The following is a 17,702-nucleotide window of genomic DNA, read 5'->3' as shown; positions in this document are numbered from 1 at the left end:
GCGGTCTGTATCTCGCGATCGGCCTAGGTCGACCAACACTCATCTTCATTCGCCTATTGCTCAAGGTCATGATCATCTTGCATTATTGGGTGAATCGATAATCTAGAAAGAGAAGGATGATGTTCAGCCAGCGCCTGCTTTTCTTGTAGTAGGGCGTTGGCCAAATCGTGGGAATGATAGCTAAACTATCGAAAAACCGTTGACCGGTAAGCAAATTACCCCGCTCTTGGCGGCAGGCATGAAACCCATGGTATCGCTGCCGTCACGACCGCGCCGAAAGCGTCTGTCTACAAAGCGGCGTGCGCAACCCTCGGGAAATGCGGTAGTGATATTTCTGCCGTCTCAGTTGCTGGGTTTGCGTACAGCGACGCGACGCCGGGAACGGATATATTATGTTTTGGATTTGGGCGCGGGACATCTAAAAAAAAGCCGCGCCCGTACAGGGCGCGGCGCGTTCTAATTCACCTATTGGCGGTAACAAAAACGGGCGCTACTCTTCTTGACGCGCTCGTCGCCGATGGTCCTGCTCGATCCTGCGACCGTTGTGAGAAGTCCATCCGAAAAATAAAGCTATTAAAGCTGCTGCACCAATCACCCCAATAGAAAAGTTCATCGTTAATCCCTCTTGCAGTAAAAACCTGCGATGCCAAGAAGAGCAGCGCAAATCAAGAAACTAGCGACATCCTCAACTGCGGCGAGATTCCAATTCGTTACAGAAGCTGCGCTCCAGCAGGCCCCCGCCAACGAGGCGACGCTAAGCAGATGGGCCAGGTGCCCGTTTGAGTGCCGCTGGGGTCGATTAGGCGCGAAGATTGATCGAAATCCTTCGACATGAATCCGATCTTTCTCGCGCGCGAGGATATGTTTTCCGTCACTGCCTTGGACCACTGAGAAATCGTGCCCGCTCAAACTGATCGAGATAAAGGGTGCGGCTTCGGTTTTCGCCATTTCTAGAAAGATTACTGTCAGGCGGGAGCTGAAATGCACCTCGCGGGTCGTTGGGTCCAGCGAAACGCGGTCTTTAATGATAGTGCCGCATGAATATCGGATCGTCACTGGAACAAGCTTCATTACGTTAAACCTCTTCGGAAATGCGAGCATTCTCCCCGACGGGAGTTCTCCCGCGGGGTTAGCGCTACAAATTACATAGCGCGGAAAAAAAGCTGAAGCGCTGGCCAATTACAAGAGATAAATCTTCGGAGCGACGACTGCAGGATCGTCGCAACGAGCGCACTTCCGCTGTCGCCTAGTCGCTGGGAGCTTCAGTCGATACCATCTAAAAGATTGCTTAAAATACGAGTGACGAGACGTAAAAGCTTCGCCGGAGTTCGATGCGCGTCAGCGCGGGGATTCACAGAGTATAGAGTTCCGACGACGTGTCTTAGTTTGCAAAGCTCGCAAAAACCACATGCCTTTCTCGTCGAATCATCGATTTTGGCACTTCGGCATACCGAAGGCGGACGATCTGCGCGGTCCTACTAGCCCAATTTTCAGCCCCCTTATACCTCATGATTACCCACATCTTGGTGTGCGAAGGCTTGAGTCGATGCTTGTAAATAAGCGGAAGCGAGATTGGCTTGTGTGCGTCCTGTTTGTTATCCGCCGATGTGGCTGTGGCCGCGTAGTTGGCTTCATGTGACGTGCTTTTTTAACTTAATTACGTTTTCGGTGCGGCAGACGCGCTTAATTTGGCTAGTTTGAAGCTGCCCCCACACGGCATATAACCCATAAAAAAACGGCGTCGCCGTAAGGTATTGTTTTTATAGCGAAATCGCTCGTTAAAAAAAGTGCTAGTCGGAGAAAGCTGTGGATATTTGTCCGGCAAAAGCGCCCACCGCTTGATAGCCGTCCGCTGACAGTGGTTGACATCAACCCTTCAGATAAACGCCACGCGTCTAGTAGCCCGCACATACGATCGACCCTCCCGAGATGGCCTGTACTGTTCCCTTTCATGCGCATTGCTCAAGCAGTGTGGGCGTGCAGTCCAACCCAAGGCTTTTCCCAATCCAAACTTGGGAGGCCAAACTCCATCGCGGCATGCGCACTTGCACTGCAAGCGCTCGTAGATTATCGCGCGGCTCGCCGGTAAGCCAGTCACTAACCGAGGCTCTTATCTTCGCTGCGTTTGTAGCCGAGGAGGGACGCGCTCGACGTTGCGCGAAATATGGCGTGCCGCCGAGCGTGCCCACAAGGAGGCATTCAAAAAAGGTCGGGCCACGAGCCTAGACAAAGTCAATGAAATCTGGTGCCCACTGGGTTGGTACCTTCGTGACTTGACCCGCACGTAAGTGCCGCTGTTGACGCGCCGTTTATTCTTGATCCGCTATCTCGAACGTCTGACGACAGGGAAATGCGCGCCGCCGTTTGCGCAATGCCCGCGCCGTAACCTAGGGTGATATCCTCACGCCGCGCACAGGCTCCGCAAAGAGTTGCCCCTTGGAAATATTCACAAAGCCAGCCTTACGGCTCATCCTAAGCTCTCCACGCAATGACAAGCACTGTAATGGCCCAGATGCAAAGTGAACGGTCTGCACCACTTTGGAACACATCATGATGTGGTCAGTTTTTGCGTGCAAAAATTAATAAGTATTTGAATATTATAGGGATTGACAGGATTTCTAGCGTGGTGCGGTCTGGACACAACACGCTCAAAACGCCGCACCACTTGACCCACCCATACCGGTTACGGTCATCATTGCCAAAGCCCGCAAATCGAATTGCGGGCGAGGCGGTCGTGAGGTTGCCGATAAAGCAACCTCGGATTTGCTCATTCGTTCATCTGGACAATCCCGCGCGCTTACACCTCCCATACCTTGTACGGCATGGGTGGCGTCGTGCGCTTCGTTGGTTTGCCCGCCGGATGCAGAATGTGCGGTTCTCTCGATATCTTCCTAGCGCGTTCGCGAGCACCGAACACTAAAGCAAGCCCCGAAGAAATAGATCTGGGCCGATCGCGCGTCAAGCTCTCAGCACGAGATAGTCGTGGCCCGGCATTCTAATCTGCTGTCTCGGGCACAATCACGCTCGGTGTGCAATTTACACACTTGTGTGCACGCTAGCCAAAGTGGACGAATCTCACGCCTCGCGTTCCTTCGCCAATCGATGGTCTGCCTTTCCCGAGACCCCTTATACGGCGTATAAGGGGTAATTGAGAAAGCTATGGAAAAACATATCCTTTTCCGAGCGAAAAGAGGTGGCCTCGCTCGTTCGGACAGTCTTCAGAGATTTTTAAGTGTAACGTCCGGGGCAGTCATGCTGCCAATTTGATCGCAGGCAGCGTCGCGAAGTATGCCTCATCCGGCGTGCGGTCTTCCAGACTCGAATGAGGTCGTCTCTGGTTGTACAGATTGATGTAATCGCCGATTTAGCGCCGGGCGTGGCCGACCGATTCATAGGCTTTCAGATACACCTCTTCATATTTCACGCTTCGCCACACGCGCTCGACGAACACATTGTCTCGCCAGGCATCTTTGCCGTCCATGGACAAGCGGATGCCCCGGCTGAGTACAGCCTCGGTGAACGCTGTCGCTGTGAACTGGCTGCCCTGGACGCCCTTCTAAAGGTCAAGTGGAAATTTGAGTCTTTGCAATCTCACTGTTACGCTGTCGAATGACGAAGTAGACCTCCCGCGCGATGTAGCGCTTGAGGCATCGTATGGCTTCTAGCTTTGAGTGACCTTCGCTGATACGCCGAGCGACATAAGCCTTGGTGCGAGCGTCAGTCCTCAACCGACCAATGGCAATATGTACAAGGCGCTATTGGCTGCCCGATCGCCGCCTCGGTTTAACCGGTGTCGTGTGACCTTCCCAGATGACGCGGGCACTGGACTCACACCACACAGCGCAGCGAAACTCGCCTCTGACTTGAGACGGTTGTTGTTGTCGCCAGCGGTCAACAACAACTGCGCAGCGGACTCGTAGCCGATCGATGCACGAGATATCAGGTCAGGTGCAAGCTCGTCGACGAGAGCCGCTATCATGACGTCGAGATCGGCGATTTCATCGTGCAGTTCAAGATAGCGTCGCCCGAGGCACTTCAGGGTGATCCGATATGCCGAGGCCAGGTTTCGGTAGTCGGAGAGATCCGGGCGCGAAGCGACCAACGTACGAATAAGCTGCATTCGGGTCATCGCACGTAGTGGTTCGCGCAACTCGTCAGGCGCGCAAACAATTGTGTTTTGGATCAGTTGCAGCGCAACCCGTCTCGCGCTCATTGCCGTCTTACGGCAAACCTTCAGCACCCGCAACGACTCGGTCATGCCGTCGCGGGTTTTCGGAGTTACTGTGCGAACCCCGGCGAAGGCAGCATGGGCTGCGTTTTGGGCATCCAGGGTATCGTCCTTGCCGCGTTTTCGGCGGTCGCTTTTGTCAGGCGTCGTCACCTCCAGCACCGTCACGCCGGCCTGCTGTAGATATCGAAGCAGGCCCGCTCCATACGTCCCGGTGCACTCAATGCCTACCCGGGCAAGTTCGCCAGTATTGGCAAATGACGTTGAGGTAACGGCTTGACCGGACGGGTGACGCGTATGGTGATCTGGGTTTCAGGAGACCCTGATCGGCACTCAGGGTCTCGCGGCACGTTGTTTTTTCTAAGTGTTTGATTATAAACAAGAAGATTCGGAAAACCCACCGGATAACAAAATAAAAAATCTGGAAAACTCTTTTCGGGCATTCCGGGCGTCCGTCATCTATTTTGACCGGTCGGGTGCTGCAAAAGAGATACGTTTTATAGCGTCTTTGTGAGAAAGACCCTGTACGGCGATCAGGGTGTCGCCTCTTTCAAACCACGCAAGGTGCAAAGGGGCGCTCGATTCCCCCCAGCAGCCGCATCCAAGTCTCTGAACCGCTAAGGCCAGCTATGACGGGCTATCGACATTTGCGCTCGAAGTATCCGGATGGGTGTTAAGAAAGCCGCCCTCGACGACGTTGGCACAGGCGGATGCGCAATTGGACGTCTGCACGCGATATTCCGCTTCCAGAATACATGGCGCACTGGCGTACATCCAAAAAAAATCGCGGACTATGCACAGTCGCGGCATGCAATCCGATTGCCCTCTTGAGACGGTGGGCAATGAGCGACGAGAAAAAATAAAAACGACGACGGCCGTGGCCGGCGATGAGTGATTCAATCCAAAGACGCGAGTGCCGCAGGCCACTGCAGGTTTGGCGTGCTGTCGTCACCTTGACATTGCCGCCAAGCCGAGAAGATGGATTATCACCAATAAATCTTTCTTCCAATGCGCACAAATCATGTTTCTGCCTCCGCTTCATGCCTCGCCTTATTTGAACGTAACGTCGTCGCCTCGTGTCGGTTTCATCAAGCACTCACCATCAGTAGGACGCAATCGTATTCATATAAAGATTTTTTAAGATATTTCAATAGGACTACAGATCGAGTTAGACGTACTGACGAGCACGAACAATCGCATCGCATTAATTGGGTCACGCAGGCATTGTCCGCGATGATCCGGCGGGCGGAGGCAGTACTATGAGGGGCCTTATTAAACGTCGGTTGATCCTGAATCAACCGAAACGCCAGCCGTCAATGTTCGCTGATGCAGAACTCAGGCACCTGGACGCTGTGATTCGATATGCCGTCGTGCAGGCCGAAGGCGGCCGTCCTGTCAATCTCAACCCCGACTACTGGCGCGAACGAATTCGAAACTTGGCACATACATACGAGCTTGTTCCGGCTCAACGCATGCGTCTCAAGGGAATCCTCACACTCTTGGATTTGGCTCAAGATGCACTTGCCCCGTTTAACTATGACCGATGCAAATGACCTGGCGGGGCTTGTCCAAATCGGATGACGCGTAAACGCGGTCTAGATCATCGCGTCAACTTAAGGGGCATCGCCTGCGTTAAGTCGGGCGAGAAAAGCGTCCTTGTGGCGTCGCCGAAACGGACCGTGCGGAACGTCACAACATCCGGGGCCCATTGCAGGTCGTTCGGTTCGGTGATTGCGATGGGTCCGCTCTCCCGCATTGGTGCTTTCGGGGCTTTCGGCGTCTCCTGCGATGGCGTTCAGGCGGCGGCACAACCACAGCGTCGACGCGGTGTCGGAGCCCAACCCGACGAGCTTTCCTTCTCTACAATTCAGAGGATGACCCATTGAAGCCTTTAAAAGGGAAACCTTGTAGTTATCCGCATAAGGGTATCTCCAGCCCATGCGCAGGAGCTTTTTGACAAGGCTTGGCGTCGATTCAACTGGTGGTGCGACGCGACAACTGAGTGCGCAACTTGCTCCGTATTGTTTTTGGGCGGACGCTGCGGCACCGCAGTGGGCGTGTCACCGCCATTGAGCGCCGTGTATGCCCCTGCATCACCCTATGGGTCGTGTCGGGAAACCCAAAAACGCGCGCGTAGCGGCTTCGTGGCTCACAGATAACGCTAATTTCAGCCGCTTGCGGCGAAAGACATAGCAAATTCGTGAGCTTTGCAAGTCAGTGCGCGCCGCACGTAGCGGTACGATTCATTCATACACCGCGCCATCGACGCATCGACCCGAGCCTAAGGGCCCCAACTCCGTTACAACGCTTTCCAATGAACGTCATCCTCATGAAAGACGTCCCAGACGTCCGCTACTTGCATCACGTGCCGCCGTCCCGACACCTGGACGTCCTAGGCATATCGACCGCCCATGATCCGCAGCTAAGCGCGGAGCGTGCGACTAAGAACGAGCGTGTGACCGGACTCACTGCGCTCGAGGACATTCAGCTCGCCCCTTCAGCATTGTCGCTGGGCATGGTGTGGGTTGCCCGATACACCGCGGCAACGATGCACCGGCTTGCCAGGGGCGGGAAACTTCATGTACGAAGCATGTACGAGTTTCCGAGAACTAATCGATCGGCACGCGCAGCCGAACCAAAATGCGCAAAAAGTATTGCTTAACTGCCGCCCTAGCGTGCGTCGGTTGAGTAGCCTAAGTCGGTATATCGACTTGGGACCATCGGAACGCAGCCGCTTCCCTGCGTCGGGTGGATCGAACAATTATCGCTAAAGTCCCGGAATGCAAGCGTGTAGTTCCTGCAACCCAACCGTCGTATCGATTGGCACGACGGTTTACCCAAAAGCTTACGACAACAGACACGTCCGATTTAAAGCGTCGCGCCACTTGTTGAAAGTATCGAATTTAAATATGGCTAAAAATAATCAGACCGGGCTTCTGTTCGATGGATAGCCGCATGCTTATGGCACGTTCACGTACGGGCCACCCTGGGTGTATTAAGTGCGGTTAGTTTCGCGTCGGCGCGTCGACGAAACACGCTTGTCGCTTGGTTTCGGAAACTGAGTGCCTTGGCCACGTATGTGTGACGTGCTTTTCAACCATTGACAGAAAACGAAGCTCTACTGAGTGCACTTTCTTGTGCGGACATGCTAGGCCTGACTCGGGTCTTATGGCCGGGTCGCATCCGCTGCCAACCGAGTGCCCCTTTCACGAATCGTGGCCTCGGATGTTGAAAAGTTTCAGTCAAAGTAAGTCTTTTTATTCCGATGTGTGCCGCCTTGATGCGGCTCCAACTTAATCAGAGGCATATCAAGTGAAAGTCGTTATCAATTTTCGCACCTTACTCGAACGGTCTGGTCTCCCCAAGCGCTTAACGGAGGAGCTTGAAAAGCTTTTCCAAAAATTTTTATCTCAAGCGCATAGTAAAACACGGGTGACGGCGAATGCCATCTCAATTAAAACACAGGAGCGGCGCCTCTTGTCTTTGATCGCTGGTTTCAAAGAGCTAAGGCGCGATGGCTTTGCAATCGAGACACCGTGGAATATCTCGAGCAAGCATATTCGGCATCTGGTTAATGTGTGGGTGATTAAAAATAAACAGAGCCCAGGGACGGTCGAAAACAAGCTCACGTATTGGCGCACGCTGGCTGCATGGATGGGCAAACACCAGTTGGTGGGTACGGTCGACGACTACATTACACGCCCCGAAGGATACCGGCGGTATTACGTGGCGCAGCGGGACAAATCGTGGGAGGCGGCTAACGTGAATGTTGACGAGGTCATTGCACGCTTAACGCACAACGACCGGTGGGTCGCACTTCAAGTCGAACTGCAGTCTGCGTTTGGCCTGCGCGCACAAGAGAGCATGCTGCTGCGCCCACTTCAGTGTCTGCGCGTGTCTGGCCATCTTCACGTGGCCGATGGGACCAAAGGCGGGCGTGCGCGTGTGGTGCCCATTGATGCTGAGTGGCAGTATGACTTGCTTATTCGGGCTGCGCAGATGGCAAACCCCCGCACAGGCTCGATGATCCCCGAAACCCATACGCTCAAACAATGGTATCGCCATTTTTACAAGGTGTTGGGTGACGAGGGCGTATCGCAAAAGGGCTTAGGGGTGACGGTGCACGGTTTGCGCCACGCCTATTTGCAGCGCATGTATGAGCAAGTCACCGGCGTGCCCGCGCCGATCAAGCGGCCTGATCACAAACCCGATCCGCAATTGCACCAGTTAGCGATGGAAAAGATTGTCGCTGCGGCTGGACATGGATTGGCGACCAAGGCGAGTGCCTACATCTCTTCGTTTGCGGCAATCCGGAGGATTGATGCTCCGGTGGTGAGTTGCGAGCAGGCGCTCGTTGCGCTCGCGGCAGCAAAAGGCAATAAGTCGCACGCTGCAAAGTCACTGGGCATTTCTCGCCAGGCGCTGTATCGCGTGCTTTCTAAGGTAAGCGATCCAAGCGCTCACGTGAGCAGCGGGCCAGAAACGCGTGACGACGATGACGATTCCGAGGAGAGCTTGACGGTCTAAAGCTCCGAGTCCCACGACGTGTCGTCCTTTTCGTTGGAGCGGCAGCTTGATGTTTAGCCACTTTTGCATGGAGGGCGATCGACGCGGCTCGCCGGCTGCTTGACTTTCTTCTTCTTTGCTTAGGCTAGTACGGTCTACTTCGAAGAGGAGATTGTTTTGGCCGGAACAGCTTTGAGCGATTGCATTGGTCGGCGTTGGGCCGAAGGTGCAACGGAACAACGTAAAGTAAATGCACCTTCGCGTATCCCCGATGGGGACAAGGCAGCGGAGCTCGTCTTGACCGTTTTCAAGCAAGCGCTGCGTCGCCTGGGGATAGGCGACTATGTGATACGACGTGGCCTGCGCTTTGTCCATGCGCTACATGCGCAGTGCGCAACTACGGATCTGGATATCGTGGTTGTGACACCATTCGGCGCGTTCGTCGTATGTGTAATGTCGTTTCAGGGAAGCGTCGAGCCAGGCCCCAACGTCGAGACATTGATCGCCGCGGGCGGCGAGGGCGAACCCGTGCTTCTCACCTCACCGGTGCGACGGCATGCAGCAGTCCTGCGCTCGCTACGTTCGCTCCTGAGTGTGCACGAGTGTCCGGTTGAAGGACTCGCGATCGCTGCGGCGACACGTTGCGAAATCCATCCGCTGCTGACCGAGTCAATCCTCGCGCCAGATGAGCTCTACCACTATTTGCGGCTTCGCCTACTTAAATTTTTCGAAACTGGAAGGCCGCACGTCGTTGTGTTGCAGGCTGTCGATGCGATCGACAGGAGATCCGAGAAGCAAGCCTAGGTAAGCGTAGGCGCCACGAGTCGGCTATCTGCCGGAGCGAGCCGTACGGCAAGTGCGCACTGTCGTAAAGGCCGAAGGCGCCACGCGGCGATCGCGTGGTAAGCGGATGCTCGCACAGGTCCATTATTCGAATTACTCGACACGTTTGCGCTCGGACGATGAGTAAAAAATGGGGTGAGTTGCAGTGGTGCGAGCCGAGCTCATAAAACGGCGAGGCGCCGTGTTCTCCCCTTCGCTGAGAAGTTCCAACGCTCGTCTAAGTGTGAAAAAAAGTCGCGGCCTCTGCAGGACGCGACTTCATGGATCAGACTTGGTAATTAATCGCCGCTGTTAGGCAGCCTCACAAATGCGACCAACGCCAGTTATTTAGGCTGAAGCTTTCTCGGCTTGGCTGGCGTTTGCACTTTGTTGTATTGAAATTCGGGCGTGTCTTTGAGTGCTTGTTTCGTTGCGCCGGCCAGATAGAAATTGCCGTTGCGAATGTCGAGTGACCCGATCGGCACTGCGACATCATGGGTCGCGACACCGAGGAAGCCGCCCGTGGAAATGATCGCGGCGGATACTGTCGTGTCGGGTGAAATCACCAGATCCATGATCGAACCAATTTTCTCATTATTATCGTTGTAGACCGCTTTGCCGAGGATCGCTTTTTTAGCGCTCCACCCTTGCAGCAATGCTTCGGACTGTTGAACGGTGACGCTCAAAGGCTGGGTACCAGCAACTTGCGCTTGCGTGCCGATGCTTGCCAAGCAAATGACGGTAGCTGCGGTGATACAAGTCAAAATTTTCATATGGTGTTCTCCTCGTGTAGTTAGGCCTTCGCGAGGCGACGCAATTTTTAGACCTGCGTTATCACGTACTTAAAAAGTGGCGGCTCAGTCCTGAAAACTGCCGGTCGCTCGCTGAAAGATGTAGGCTTGGGTTACGCGCCGGTTTCTTACGCGGGCCATATTATCGTTTTAAAAGGGAATAAGCGCTCGGCGGTAGCGCAACTGTGATCAGTCGCATGATCCAGTTACTTTAGGCCACTGGCATGGGACGTTCGGTGAATCGATCGTCATTATTGACACGCTCTGAATCGTTGCAGGCCCCGTTATCGGACAGCCAACGAGCGGCTAATGAGCATTCCATGAGACAAGACCTTTCCGTCGTGCTGCTGTACGCCACACCCGTGGCGATCGCACCAATTCACGAAGCATTTTTGGCCGATTTGCCAGAGGCTCGACTGACCAACCTGCTCGGGGACAGCCTGACCGCCGCCCGGGGAGCAGCAATCGCCCGTCCGAGTCGTGCGAACGCGCTTTGTGAATCTCGCGATACGGCTACGAAAGCGGCGCTGATGCCATCCTTGTGGTGTGTTCCGCACTCGGTCCCGCAGTTGAGAACGCCGATGCCGACCTTCCGGTATCGGTCTGCGAACCGAATGCAGCGATGTTCACCAATGCACTGACGCGTGCCAAAAACGTCACAATGATCGCGACCTTCGAGCCCGCGTTGCCAACAATGGTGATGGAGTTTTTCGGCATCGGTAATGCCCGCGCCTTGCAACGCGGGGAATCATCGATCCAGGATTGGGTTAAATAAAGCTCCCGGTCGATAAACGCGCTACCTCCGTGGCTCGCATACTAGAGAAACCCCCCGACCTGACTGTTCTCGATACGCCGAGCGGTTCCGCTGTACTGGCGCTGCACAGCCGCCGAGTGCTTCCTGTTCTTGACGAAGCCAATCTCATCCCCAACCAGCACCGCGTCGCTTGTACCCAAGTGTTCAACCACATACTGGCGCAATACATCGCGCGCGGCGTCTGCATCCCATCTCGCCCGCTCGAGCAGGTACTGCACCCCGTCTGGGGTCAAGTCGCCGATCTCATTTCCCCGAGCTGCCATTCGTTCTTGCGCTCAGCGGTACCCCAGCATTCCCTTCATGTAGGACAGCGAGCGCTGCCGCGATTCCGAGCGACTGAACTGGCCCCCGAGCCGCTCGTGCAATGCTTCAGGCTCCCGCTCCCGTTCCTTCATGAGTATCTTTAGGTCGCATGAATCGCATGGTATCGGTAGCTCAATATAGTGCGAAATAGTTACCCCTGTCGTATTCGGGAAAGTTGGCTACTTAACTGCCTGCGCCCGACCTTATCGATCACGTCCGTAGTGATCACCTTGAACCCCTGCTGAATGCTTCAGCAGGTGAGTTGGACACCCTTTGACCGCTTTCAATAGCGCACCCTCCCATGCTGCCGGTTGGCACGCCAATTATCCACGATTCGTAATCTGCGGTTTGCCGCTTAGGCCATTGCCAGCGGCACCTTCTCAACGAGATGATTAACCCAGCCAATAAACAAATCCAAAGACGGAGACAAACCATGACTAATCGGCCGGCGACGAGCCGCTACCGTTACGCGATTTTTACATCGGTATTCGTTCTCGCATTAATCAACTACATCGACCGGGGTGCCTTAGGATTCGCGTCGACCAGCATCATCGACGAATACGGATTTGACAAGTCGACGTGGGGCACCATCCTCGGGTACTTCGGCTACGGCTACATGTTCGGCGCATTGATCGGCGGATTTGTCGTCGACCGGATCGGGGCGAAGAGACTATGGATTGTCGCTGGCGTCGCCTGGTCGATATTCGAAATGCTCACCGCCTGGGCCGGCGACTTCGGACTGACGTTCCTTGGTGGCAGCGCTATTGCGGGATTTGCTGCGGTTCGGATCATTTTTGGATTGACCGAAGGTCCCGCTTATTCGGTTATCAATAAGACCATGTCGCGATGGGCGCCAAAACGGGAGCGCGGTTCCGCGGTCGCGCTTGCTATGCTGAGTTCGCCGCTGGGTGCCATGTTGACAGCACCGGTTTCAGTGGGTTTGTTATTGCTGAGCGGTAGCTGGCGCACGACGTTCGTTGTCTTAGGCATTGTCAGCCTCGCTGCCTTACTGGTGATCATGAGGTTCTTCACGAGCAGACCTGAAGAGCACTCGCGGGTTTCAGCCGCTGAGCTTGCAATGATCCAGGAAGGCGCCGAGGACGGACGGATTGATGCCAACGCGCTCGCTGCGTCAAACGATGCATGGCCGTGGTGGTACTTCTTTCGTACTCCGACTTTGATATTTAATGCGCTAGGTTACTTTGCCTATGTCTATGTAACATTCCTGCTCGTGACGTGGACGCCAAAGTACCTGCACGACCAATTCCATTTCGATTTGCAGTCGCTGTGGTACGTGGGCATGATCCCCTGGCTTGGCGCATGTGTGTCCGTCGTTTTTGGCGGTCGTCTCTCGGACCTGATTCTCCGACGCACCGGAAATTTCTTTCTCGCAAGGAGCTGTGTCGCCGCCGGCTCGCTGTTCATGGCCGGCCTGTCGTTCTGGCTGATGAACCAGGTCACCACCGCCGCGGCTGTGATCGCATTGATGGCGCTTGCCAATGCGTTCAGCGCTTTGCCGAATTCGGTGTATTGGGCTGTTGTCATCGACTCGACCCCTGCTGAACGAGTCGGAACGGTCAGTGGCATCACCCACTGTATAGCCAATACCGGCTCGATAATCGCGCCCACGCTCGCGGGTGTTCTCGCGACCAAGTATGGCTATCCCGCCATCTTCACCGGTGCGTCGGTCGTGGCCGGCCTCGCGATGTGTTCAATGCTGTTGGTCCGTCCCGGCCGAAGCGCGCGTCAGCTAGCCGTGGTCTGATGCCAAATGGACATTTTCACGCATGATGCCGTCGTGCTGGGAGTCAGGCAGCTCAGGCGCCTCGCCAAGCGGTCCGGCGGCAAGCCATTTTTTGAGGAACTCGACGCAGACGCGGATCTTGGCGGATGTCGAAAGGCGGCTGGTGGTAACGGCCCACACGTTGGCGGGCCAATGATAATCAGGGAGCACCCTGACAAGCTGCCCCGACGCCAGACTGGCCTCGCAGTCCCACGCCGAAGCGCGCATGATGCCGTGGCCGGCCAGCGCCCACTGCCAGATGATGTCGTTGTTATTGGAGGAGAGGGGCCCCCCCACCTTGACCGCCGCGACTTCATCAAGGGTGCGCAGTCGCCAATTACCGAAGGGCTGATCGCGTTCCCGGAATACCAGGCACGCATGGTCGCGCAGGTCCTCGGGCGTTTGCGGCGCACCGCTGCGGGAGATGTAATCGGGAGAAGCGCAGAGAACTCGTCGACTGACGCCAAGACAGTGAGCGATCAGATGGGGCTCGGGCACCTCGCCGATCCGAATATCGAGGTCGATCGATTCAGCGATCAGATCGACCGGGCGATCCATGACGATCAGCGATATTTCCATGCGTGGATACCGTATCGACAGTTCCGAGAGCGCGGGAGCGAGCAGGTTGCGTCCCAATCGAAAACTCGAACTGATACGCAGCGTGCCGGTCGGGTCGCTACGGATGCTGGTGACGGCGCGATGCATCTGCCCGGCAGTATCAAGGATCTCGAGTGCCCAGCGGTGTATGACTTCTCCCTCTTCCGTGGGAATTACGTGACGCGTTGTGCGATGCAGCAGCGTGCAGCGAAGATCGCGTTCGAGAATGCTGATGCGTTTGCTGATGTAAGACGAAGACGTGTCGAGTTCCGTCGCGGTTTTCGTAAAGCTGGCGAGACGCACGATCGCACAAAAAATTTGGAGATCGCGAAGTTCCGGAAATCTATCCATGCAAAGTCTCCACTTCTCACCCACCACCATTAATCGTCTGCTAACAGGAGTCGTCATGAAAATCGATCATATTGAAGTTATTCCGCTCGACATGTCGTTAAGCGAAGTATTCAAAGGTGGCACATATCAGGTTGCTTCTCGGCCGACGATAATCACGAGAGTGTATCTCGCGAACGGCATCATGGGAGAAACGTATGGCGGCGACGAATTCCACACCCAAAAAGAGATAGTCGATGTAATGCGCAATCACCTTGGCCCACTGCTTGTCGGTCAGGATGTTCGCGACTTCCAACGCCTGTGGGAAGCCATGTTCAACATCAATCTCGACTTGGGCAATCGGGGCCTTCATCAATTGGACATGCATCCCCGCGGAATTTTGCTCCAGGCGATAAGCGGGCTCGATAACGCCATGTGGGATGCACGAGGCAAACTTTATAACACGCCGGTTTACAAATTGCTCGGCGGCGTACGTGACAAGGTGCCGGTCATTTCCATCGGCGGTTACTATCCGAAAGACGGTGGAGATCCGCTTGAAGCTATTGCGGAAGAAGTCGCGATGGTCCGCGATGCGGGCTGCATGGGCATCAAGATGAAGGTGGGACGGGCAAGCCTCGAACTCGATCTTGAGCGTGTGCGTGCGGCACGGCGCGCTGGCGGCGCCGATTTCGTCATCACGGTCGATGCGAACCAAGGGTGGGACCCGCTGGATGCGGTCAAATTCTGCGTCGCCATGGACCGGGCGCAACTCGATGTTCGTTGGATGGAAGAGCCTGTGAAGTGGTATGACCAGACCGATGGATTAAAGCTTGTCGCAAGCAAGACGTCGATCCCGATCAATGTCGGGCAGGGCGAGATCAGCGGGCGTGCTTGCCGTGATCTCATCGAAAAGGGCGGCATAAATATACTGAATCTTGATTGCACCTTGTGCGGTGGCATTACCGAGTGGCAACGCGTCGCGGGCATGGCGAAATTCATGAATGTGGAAATGGCACACCATGAGGAACCGCAGGTTGCGATTCACTTGATCGCGGCAAATCCTCACGGATTGTTCGTCGAGATATTCGCGAATCGAAAACGAGATCCGCTGCTGTGGGAACTACCCGATGGCTTTCCAGAAATTCAGGGCGGCTATATGACCGTGCCGCAGACCCCCGGACTGGGCATTAAGTTAAGGCCCGACGTGATCGAACGTTACCGTTGCGATAAGTGACGCACTAGATGCTTTCTTTGTCGTAGTCGCTTGGGGGACGGGGTGAGCTATGCTATCGCGATGCCCTCTTGCCACTTCTCCTCGTCATCGGCTGAGCTTTTAAGGGCTGATACGAAAAGAGCCCGGAGGGGGTTGTTTACTTTTCCACGAAACGGTTATCCGAGGGACGTCGGTTCCGCCGCCGTCCCTTGAACGGAGTCGCGTAAACAACGCGCGATGCCGGCTCGATCGGGGAAGTCAGATCCGGGTTTGAGAATGTTCTAGAGAGGTACGTGCCATCTGATTGCCACGGGTCCATCTGTCAACGACATTGACTACGACGCGCTGGACCTTCGCAACGTGATGGGAGTAAATGGTGCGATCACGTTGCAAGATAAGCACCAGCTTCGATTCGACTACTATTGCATCGTGGACCCGGGGTTTGTCCGCAGACGCCCCGATTTGGTCACGCGTGTCGTTCAAGAAAGACTGACGTTGTTTGCGACGCCTCTCGTGTTGTGGCACATCGCGCAGTACTTTCCGCTAACGAATTTGCGCTGCCGATTCTTCCTGATCGAAGATATCCAATACCCGGCTTGCAGGCGCGCACTAAACAAGCAGGAACTGCTTGCAGCGCATCCAAGCGCCGACCTTGTACTGTTCAAGGAAGCTCTCCCTTTGGGATTTAGCTTCGACATCAGACGGGGCACGTTCGACGGTGGCACGGTCGCATACACCGGTTTGCAAGTACTCACTTCGCTCGGGTTTAACAAGATCCTGTTGCATGGGCTCGATTTGATGAACTCTGCGAGAACCCCACGCTTTTACGAGACGAAAGAAGACATGCAGCCGAGTTCGCTGGATGATGATTTCAATACTCTCATTGAGCCGTCATTTCGCCATGCTGCACCGCTGTTGAAGAATCGCGGTATACGCGTGCTGAACCTATCGCCCCACAGCGCGCTTGGAGCGAGGTCTTTGAGAAACACGATTGGCGGGCACTGACTGGTTCAACCGTTTGAGCGGGGGTTCTGCCGCAAGAAGGATGGCGAGGCAAGCAAAAGCGATATGATATGCAATGCTTTATTTAGCTAACGAGTACAACTGCTCGGCAACAGTTTGGCCAGTCGACGCTCCCGTTGCGCCCGCATCATTTTAGGGGCTATCGAACTCATGCACATGATAGCGAAAGGTATATGAGCAGTGCCGATGGACGGTGACGTTCAGTCGCCGAGCAATTCTACGATCTCGCGAAATAAGCATTCCTATACGTTCTGTATCAACTCCACCTAATTTCCTTACCGCGACAGAACCAAGGTGCCCCCACGTCGATTCCAATTCTTCTCACGCTATTTCATCGCAACGGTTTGCGGGTTGCATGGCGCGGCGTTTGATCGGCTATGGTCAAACGCTCGCCGCTTGCCCTGCTATTGATTTGACGAGTGTAGTGAGCTGTGGCGTGCGCAGATAATGAAACCTTTCGATCACGTGAGACTGTGGAGTTATATCGGTAATAACCAGTATTGATGCAATCCTCAGGCGCTTACGCGGCAGCCATGTCGTCTTGCTGATTGCGCTCGACGACCACGGCTCGCTGCGTCGCGCAGCGCAGCAGGTGTCGCTGTCGCAACCTGCCACGACCAAATCCCTGCGCGAGATCGAGTCGATGTTCGGCGCCGAACTGTTCGCGCGATCGCCGCGCGGCATTGTGGCCAATGAACTCGGCCGCTGCGTGATCCGTCACGCGCGCACGCTGCGCGCGGAAGTCGGCGCGTTGCGCGACGAGCTTGCCGCAATCATGCGCGGCAGGGGCGGCACGCTTGCCATTGGCGCCGTCATGGGCGCGGTCCCGGGCTGGCTCACACCCACGCTCAGGGCGCTGCGCAAAGAGGAACCGAATGTGTCCGTGGAAGTATGGGAGGACAACAGCGCGCGCCTGCTTTCCATGTTGGCTCAGCGCACGCTGGACCTCGTGCTCGGGCGGCCCAGTGTTAGCGTTCATCCGGAGGCTTACGACTTCATTCTTCTTGAAGCGGAGGAGATGTGCATCGTGGTGGATGGCTCGCATGAACTCGCCCGCAAGCCGCACGTCAGCTTGCAGGACATTGCCGCGAATCCGTGGATCGTGCCGCAGGCATATCTGCCGCTGCGCTCCCTGCTGGAGCAAGTTTCGAGGACGAGGGCTTGCCGTTCCCCGCTTACGCAACCGAAACTACGTCCACTTTCGCGACGTTGGCGCTACTACGTTCAGGCGATGGCGCGGTCGGCCTGAGTTCCGTTCTCGTTGCGCAAATACTTTGCGCAAGGCAGGTTGATCG

11 protein-coding genes and 3 pseudogenes are annotated in these 17,702 nt (G+C 55.4%); 8 read left to right on the top strand and 6 right to left on the bottom strand.

All coding sequences use genetic code 11. From position 1 onward, the window contains the following. Positions 1 to 615: 615 nt before the first annotated feature. The 3 genes and pseudogenes from ACRWA7_RS29570 to ACRWA7_RS29560 all read right to left on the bottom strand — a co-directional run. Positions 616 to 1,071 carry a hypothetical protein gene (locus ACRWA7_RS29570; RefSeq protein ID WP_157766713.1) on the bottom strand — a complete coding sequence of 152 codons (456 nt, stop codon included), beginning with the start codon at positions 1,069 to 1,071 and terminating at the stop codon, positions 616 to 618. A 2,179-nt stretch (positions 1,072 to 3,250) separates the two neighbouring features. Beyond that, positions 3,251 to 3,547, bottom strand: a pseudogene (locus ACRWA7_RS29565) (transposase); the annotation flags it as partial. Positions 3,548 to 3,563: 16 nt separating this feature from the next. Then, positions 3,564 to 4,474: pseudogene (locus ACRWA7_RS29560) on the bottom strand (IS110 family transposase); the annotation flags it as partial. A 1,013-nt stretch (positions 4,475 to 5,487) separates the two neighbouring features. On the opposite strand from ACRWA7_RS29560, the gene ACRWA7_RS29555 reads away from it, so the two are divergent. The 3 genes from ACRWA7_RS29555 to ACRWA7_RS29545 all read left to right on the top strand — a co-directional run bounded on the left by ACRWA7_RS29555 (position 5,488) and on the right by ACRWA7_RS29545 (position 9,538). Beyond that, positions 5,488 to 5,781: a hypothetical protein gene (locus ACRWA7_RS29555; RefSeq protein WP_438394078.1), complete on the top strand. Its 294-nt coding sequence runs from the start codon at positions 5,488 to 5,490 to the stop codon at positions 5,779 to 5,781. Positions 5,782 to 7,540: 1,759 nt separating this feature from the next. Next, positions 7,541 to 8,755 (top strand): integrase domain-containing protein, encoded by a 1,215-nt coding sequence (locus ACRWA7_RS29550; protein ID WP_438394076.1) that lies wholly within the window; start codon positions 7,541 to 7,543, stop codon positions 8,753 to 8,755. Between the two features lie 156 nt (positions 8,756 to 8,911). Next, positions 8,912 to 9,538, top strand: coding sequence for a nuclease-related domain-containing protein (locus tag ACRWA7_RS29545; RefSeq protein WP_438394073.1), 627 nt, complete (start codon positions 8,912 to 8,914; stop codon positions 9,536 to 9,538). Positions 9,539 to 9,900: 362 nt separating this feature from the next. Here the strand turns inward: ACRWA7_RS29545 and ACRWA7_RS29540 are convergent, their stop codons facing one another. After that, positions 9,901 to 10,329, bottom strand: coding sequence for a PRC-barrel domain-containing protein (locus ACRWA7_RS29540; protein WP_438394072.1), 429 nt, complete (start codon positions 10,327 to 10,329; stop codon positions 9,901 to 9,903). Between the two features lie 640 nt (positions 10,330 to 10,969). Between ACRWA7_RS29540 and ACRWA7_RS29535 the strand changes: the two genes are divergently transcribed. Further along, entirely contained in the window at positions 10,970 to 11,122 is a 153-nt protein-coding gene (locus ACRWA7_RS29535; RefSeq protein ID WP_438396873.1) for a hypothetical protein, read from the top strand. On the opposite strand, the pseudogene ACRWA7_RS29530 reads toward ACRWA7_RS29535, so the two are convergent. After that, positions 11,065 to 11,556, bottom strand: a pseudogene (locus ACRWA7_RS29530) (IS701 family transposase); the annotation flags it as partial. The gene ACRWA7_RS29535 and the pseudogene ACRWA7_RS29530 overlap by 58 nt on opposite strands. A 341-nt stretch (positions 11,557 to 11,897) precedes the next feature. On the opposite strand from ACRWA7_RS29530, the gene ACRWA7_RS29525 reads away from it, so the two are divergent. Beyond that, the gene (locus ACRWA7_RS29525; RefSeq protein WP_438394069.1) at positions 11,898 to 13,229 is read left to right on the top strand and encodes an MFS transporter; all 1,332 of its coding nucleotides are present in this window, start codon (positions 11,898 to 11,900) and stop codon (positions 13,227 to 13,229) included. Here the strand turns inward: ACRWA7_RS29525 and ACRWA7_RS29520 are convergent. After that, positions 13,215 to 14,195, bottom strand: a complete 981-nt coding sequence (locus ACRWA7_RS29520) for a LysR family transcriptional regulator (RefSeq protein ID WP_438394066.1) — start codon at positions 14,193 to 14,195, stop codon at positions 13,215 to 13,217. The two genes, ACRWA7_RS29525 and ACRWA7_RS29520, sit on opposite strands and share 15 nt — an antisense overlap. 55 nt (positions 14,196 to 14,250) lie before the next feature. Here ACRWA7_RS29520 and ACRWA7_RS29515 point away from each other — a divergent pair, with 55 nt between their 5' ends. The 3 genes from ACRWA7_RS29515 to ACRWA7_RS29505 all read left to right on the top strand — a co-directional run bounded on the left by ACRWA7_RS29515 (position 14,251) and on the right by ACRWA7_RS29505 (position 17,656). Next, positions 14,251 to 15,405, top strand: a complete 1,155-nt coding sequence (locus tag ACRWA7_RS29515) for a mandelate racemase/muconate lactonizing enzyme family protein (protein ID WP_438394064.1) — start codon at positions 14,251 to 14,253, stop codon at positions 15,403 to 15,405. 339 nt (positions 15,406 to 15,744) lie between these two features. Next, entirely contained in the window at positions 15,745 to 16,389 is a 645-nt protein-coding gene (locus tag ACRWA7_RS29510) for a hypothetical protein (RefSeq protein ID WP_438394061.1), read from the top strand. Positions 16,390 to 16,948: 559 nt separating this feature from the next. Continuing rightward, on the top strand, positions 16,949 to 17,656 hold the full coding sequence (locus tag ACRWA7_RS29505; protein ID WP_438394060.1) for a LysR family transcriptional regulator: 708 nt from the start codon (positions 16,949 to 16,951) through the stop codon (positions 17,654 to 17,656). Positions 17,657 to 17,702: the final 46 nt, after the last annotated feature.

Origin of the sequence: Caballeronia sp. DA-9 (genome assembly GCF_051615025.1) — a bacterium.
Classification (GTDB): domain Bacteria; phylum Pseudomonadota; class Gammaproteobacteria; order Burkholderiales; family Burkholderiaceae; genus Caballeronia; species Caballeronia sordidicola.
Note: the sequence above shows the minus strand (reverse complement) of the source record. Positions and strands in the feature narration are given on the sequence as shown.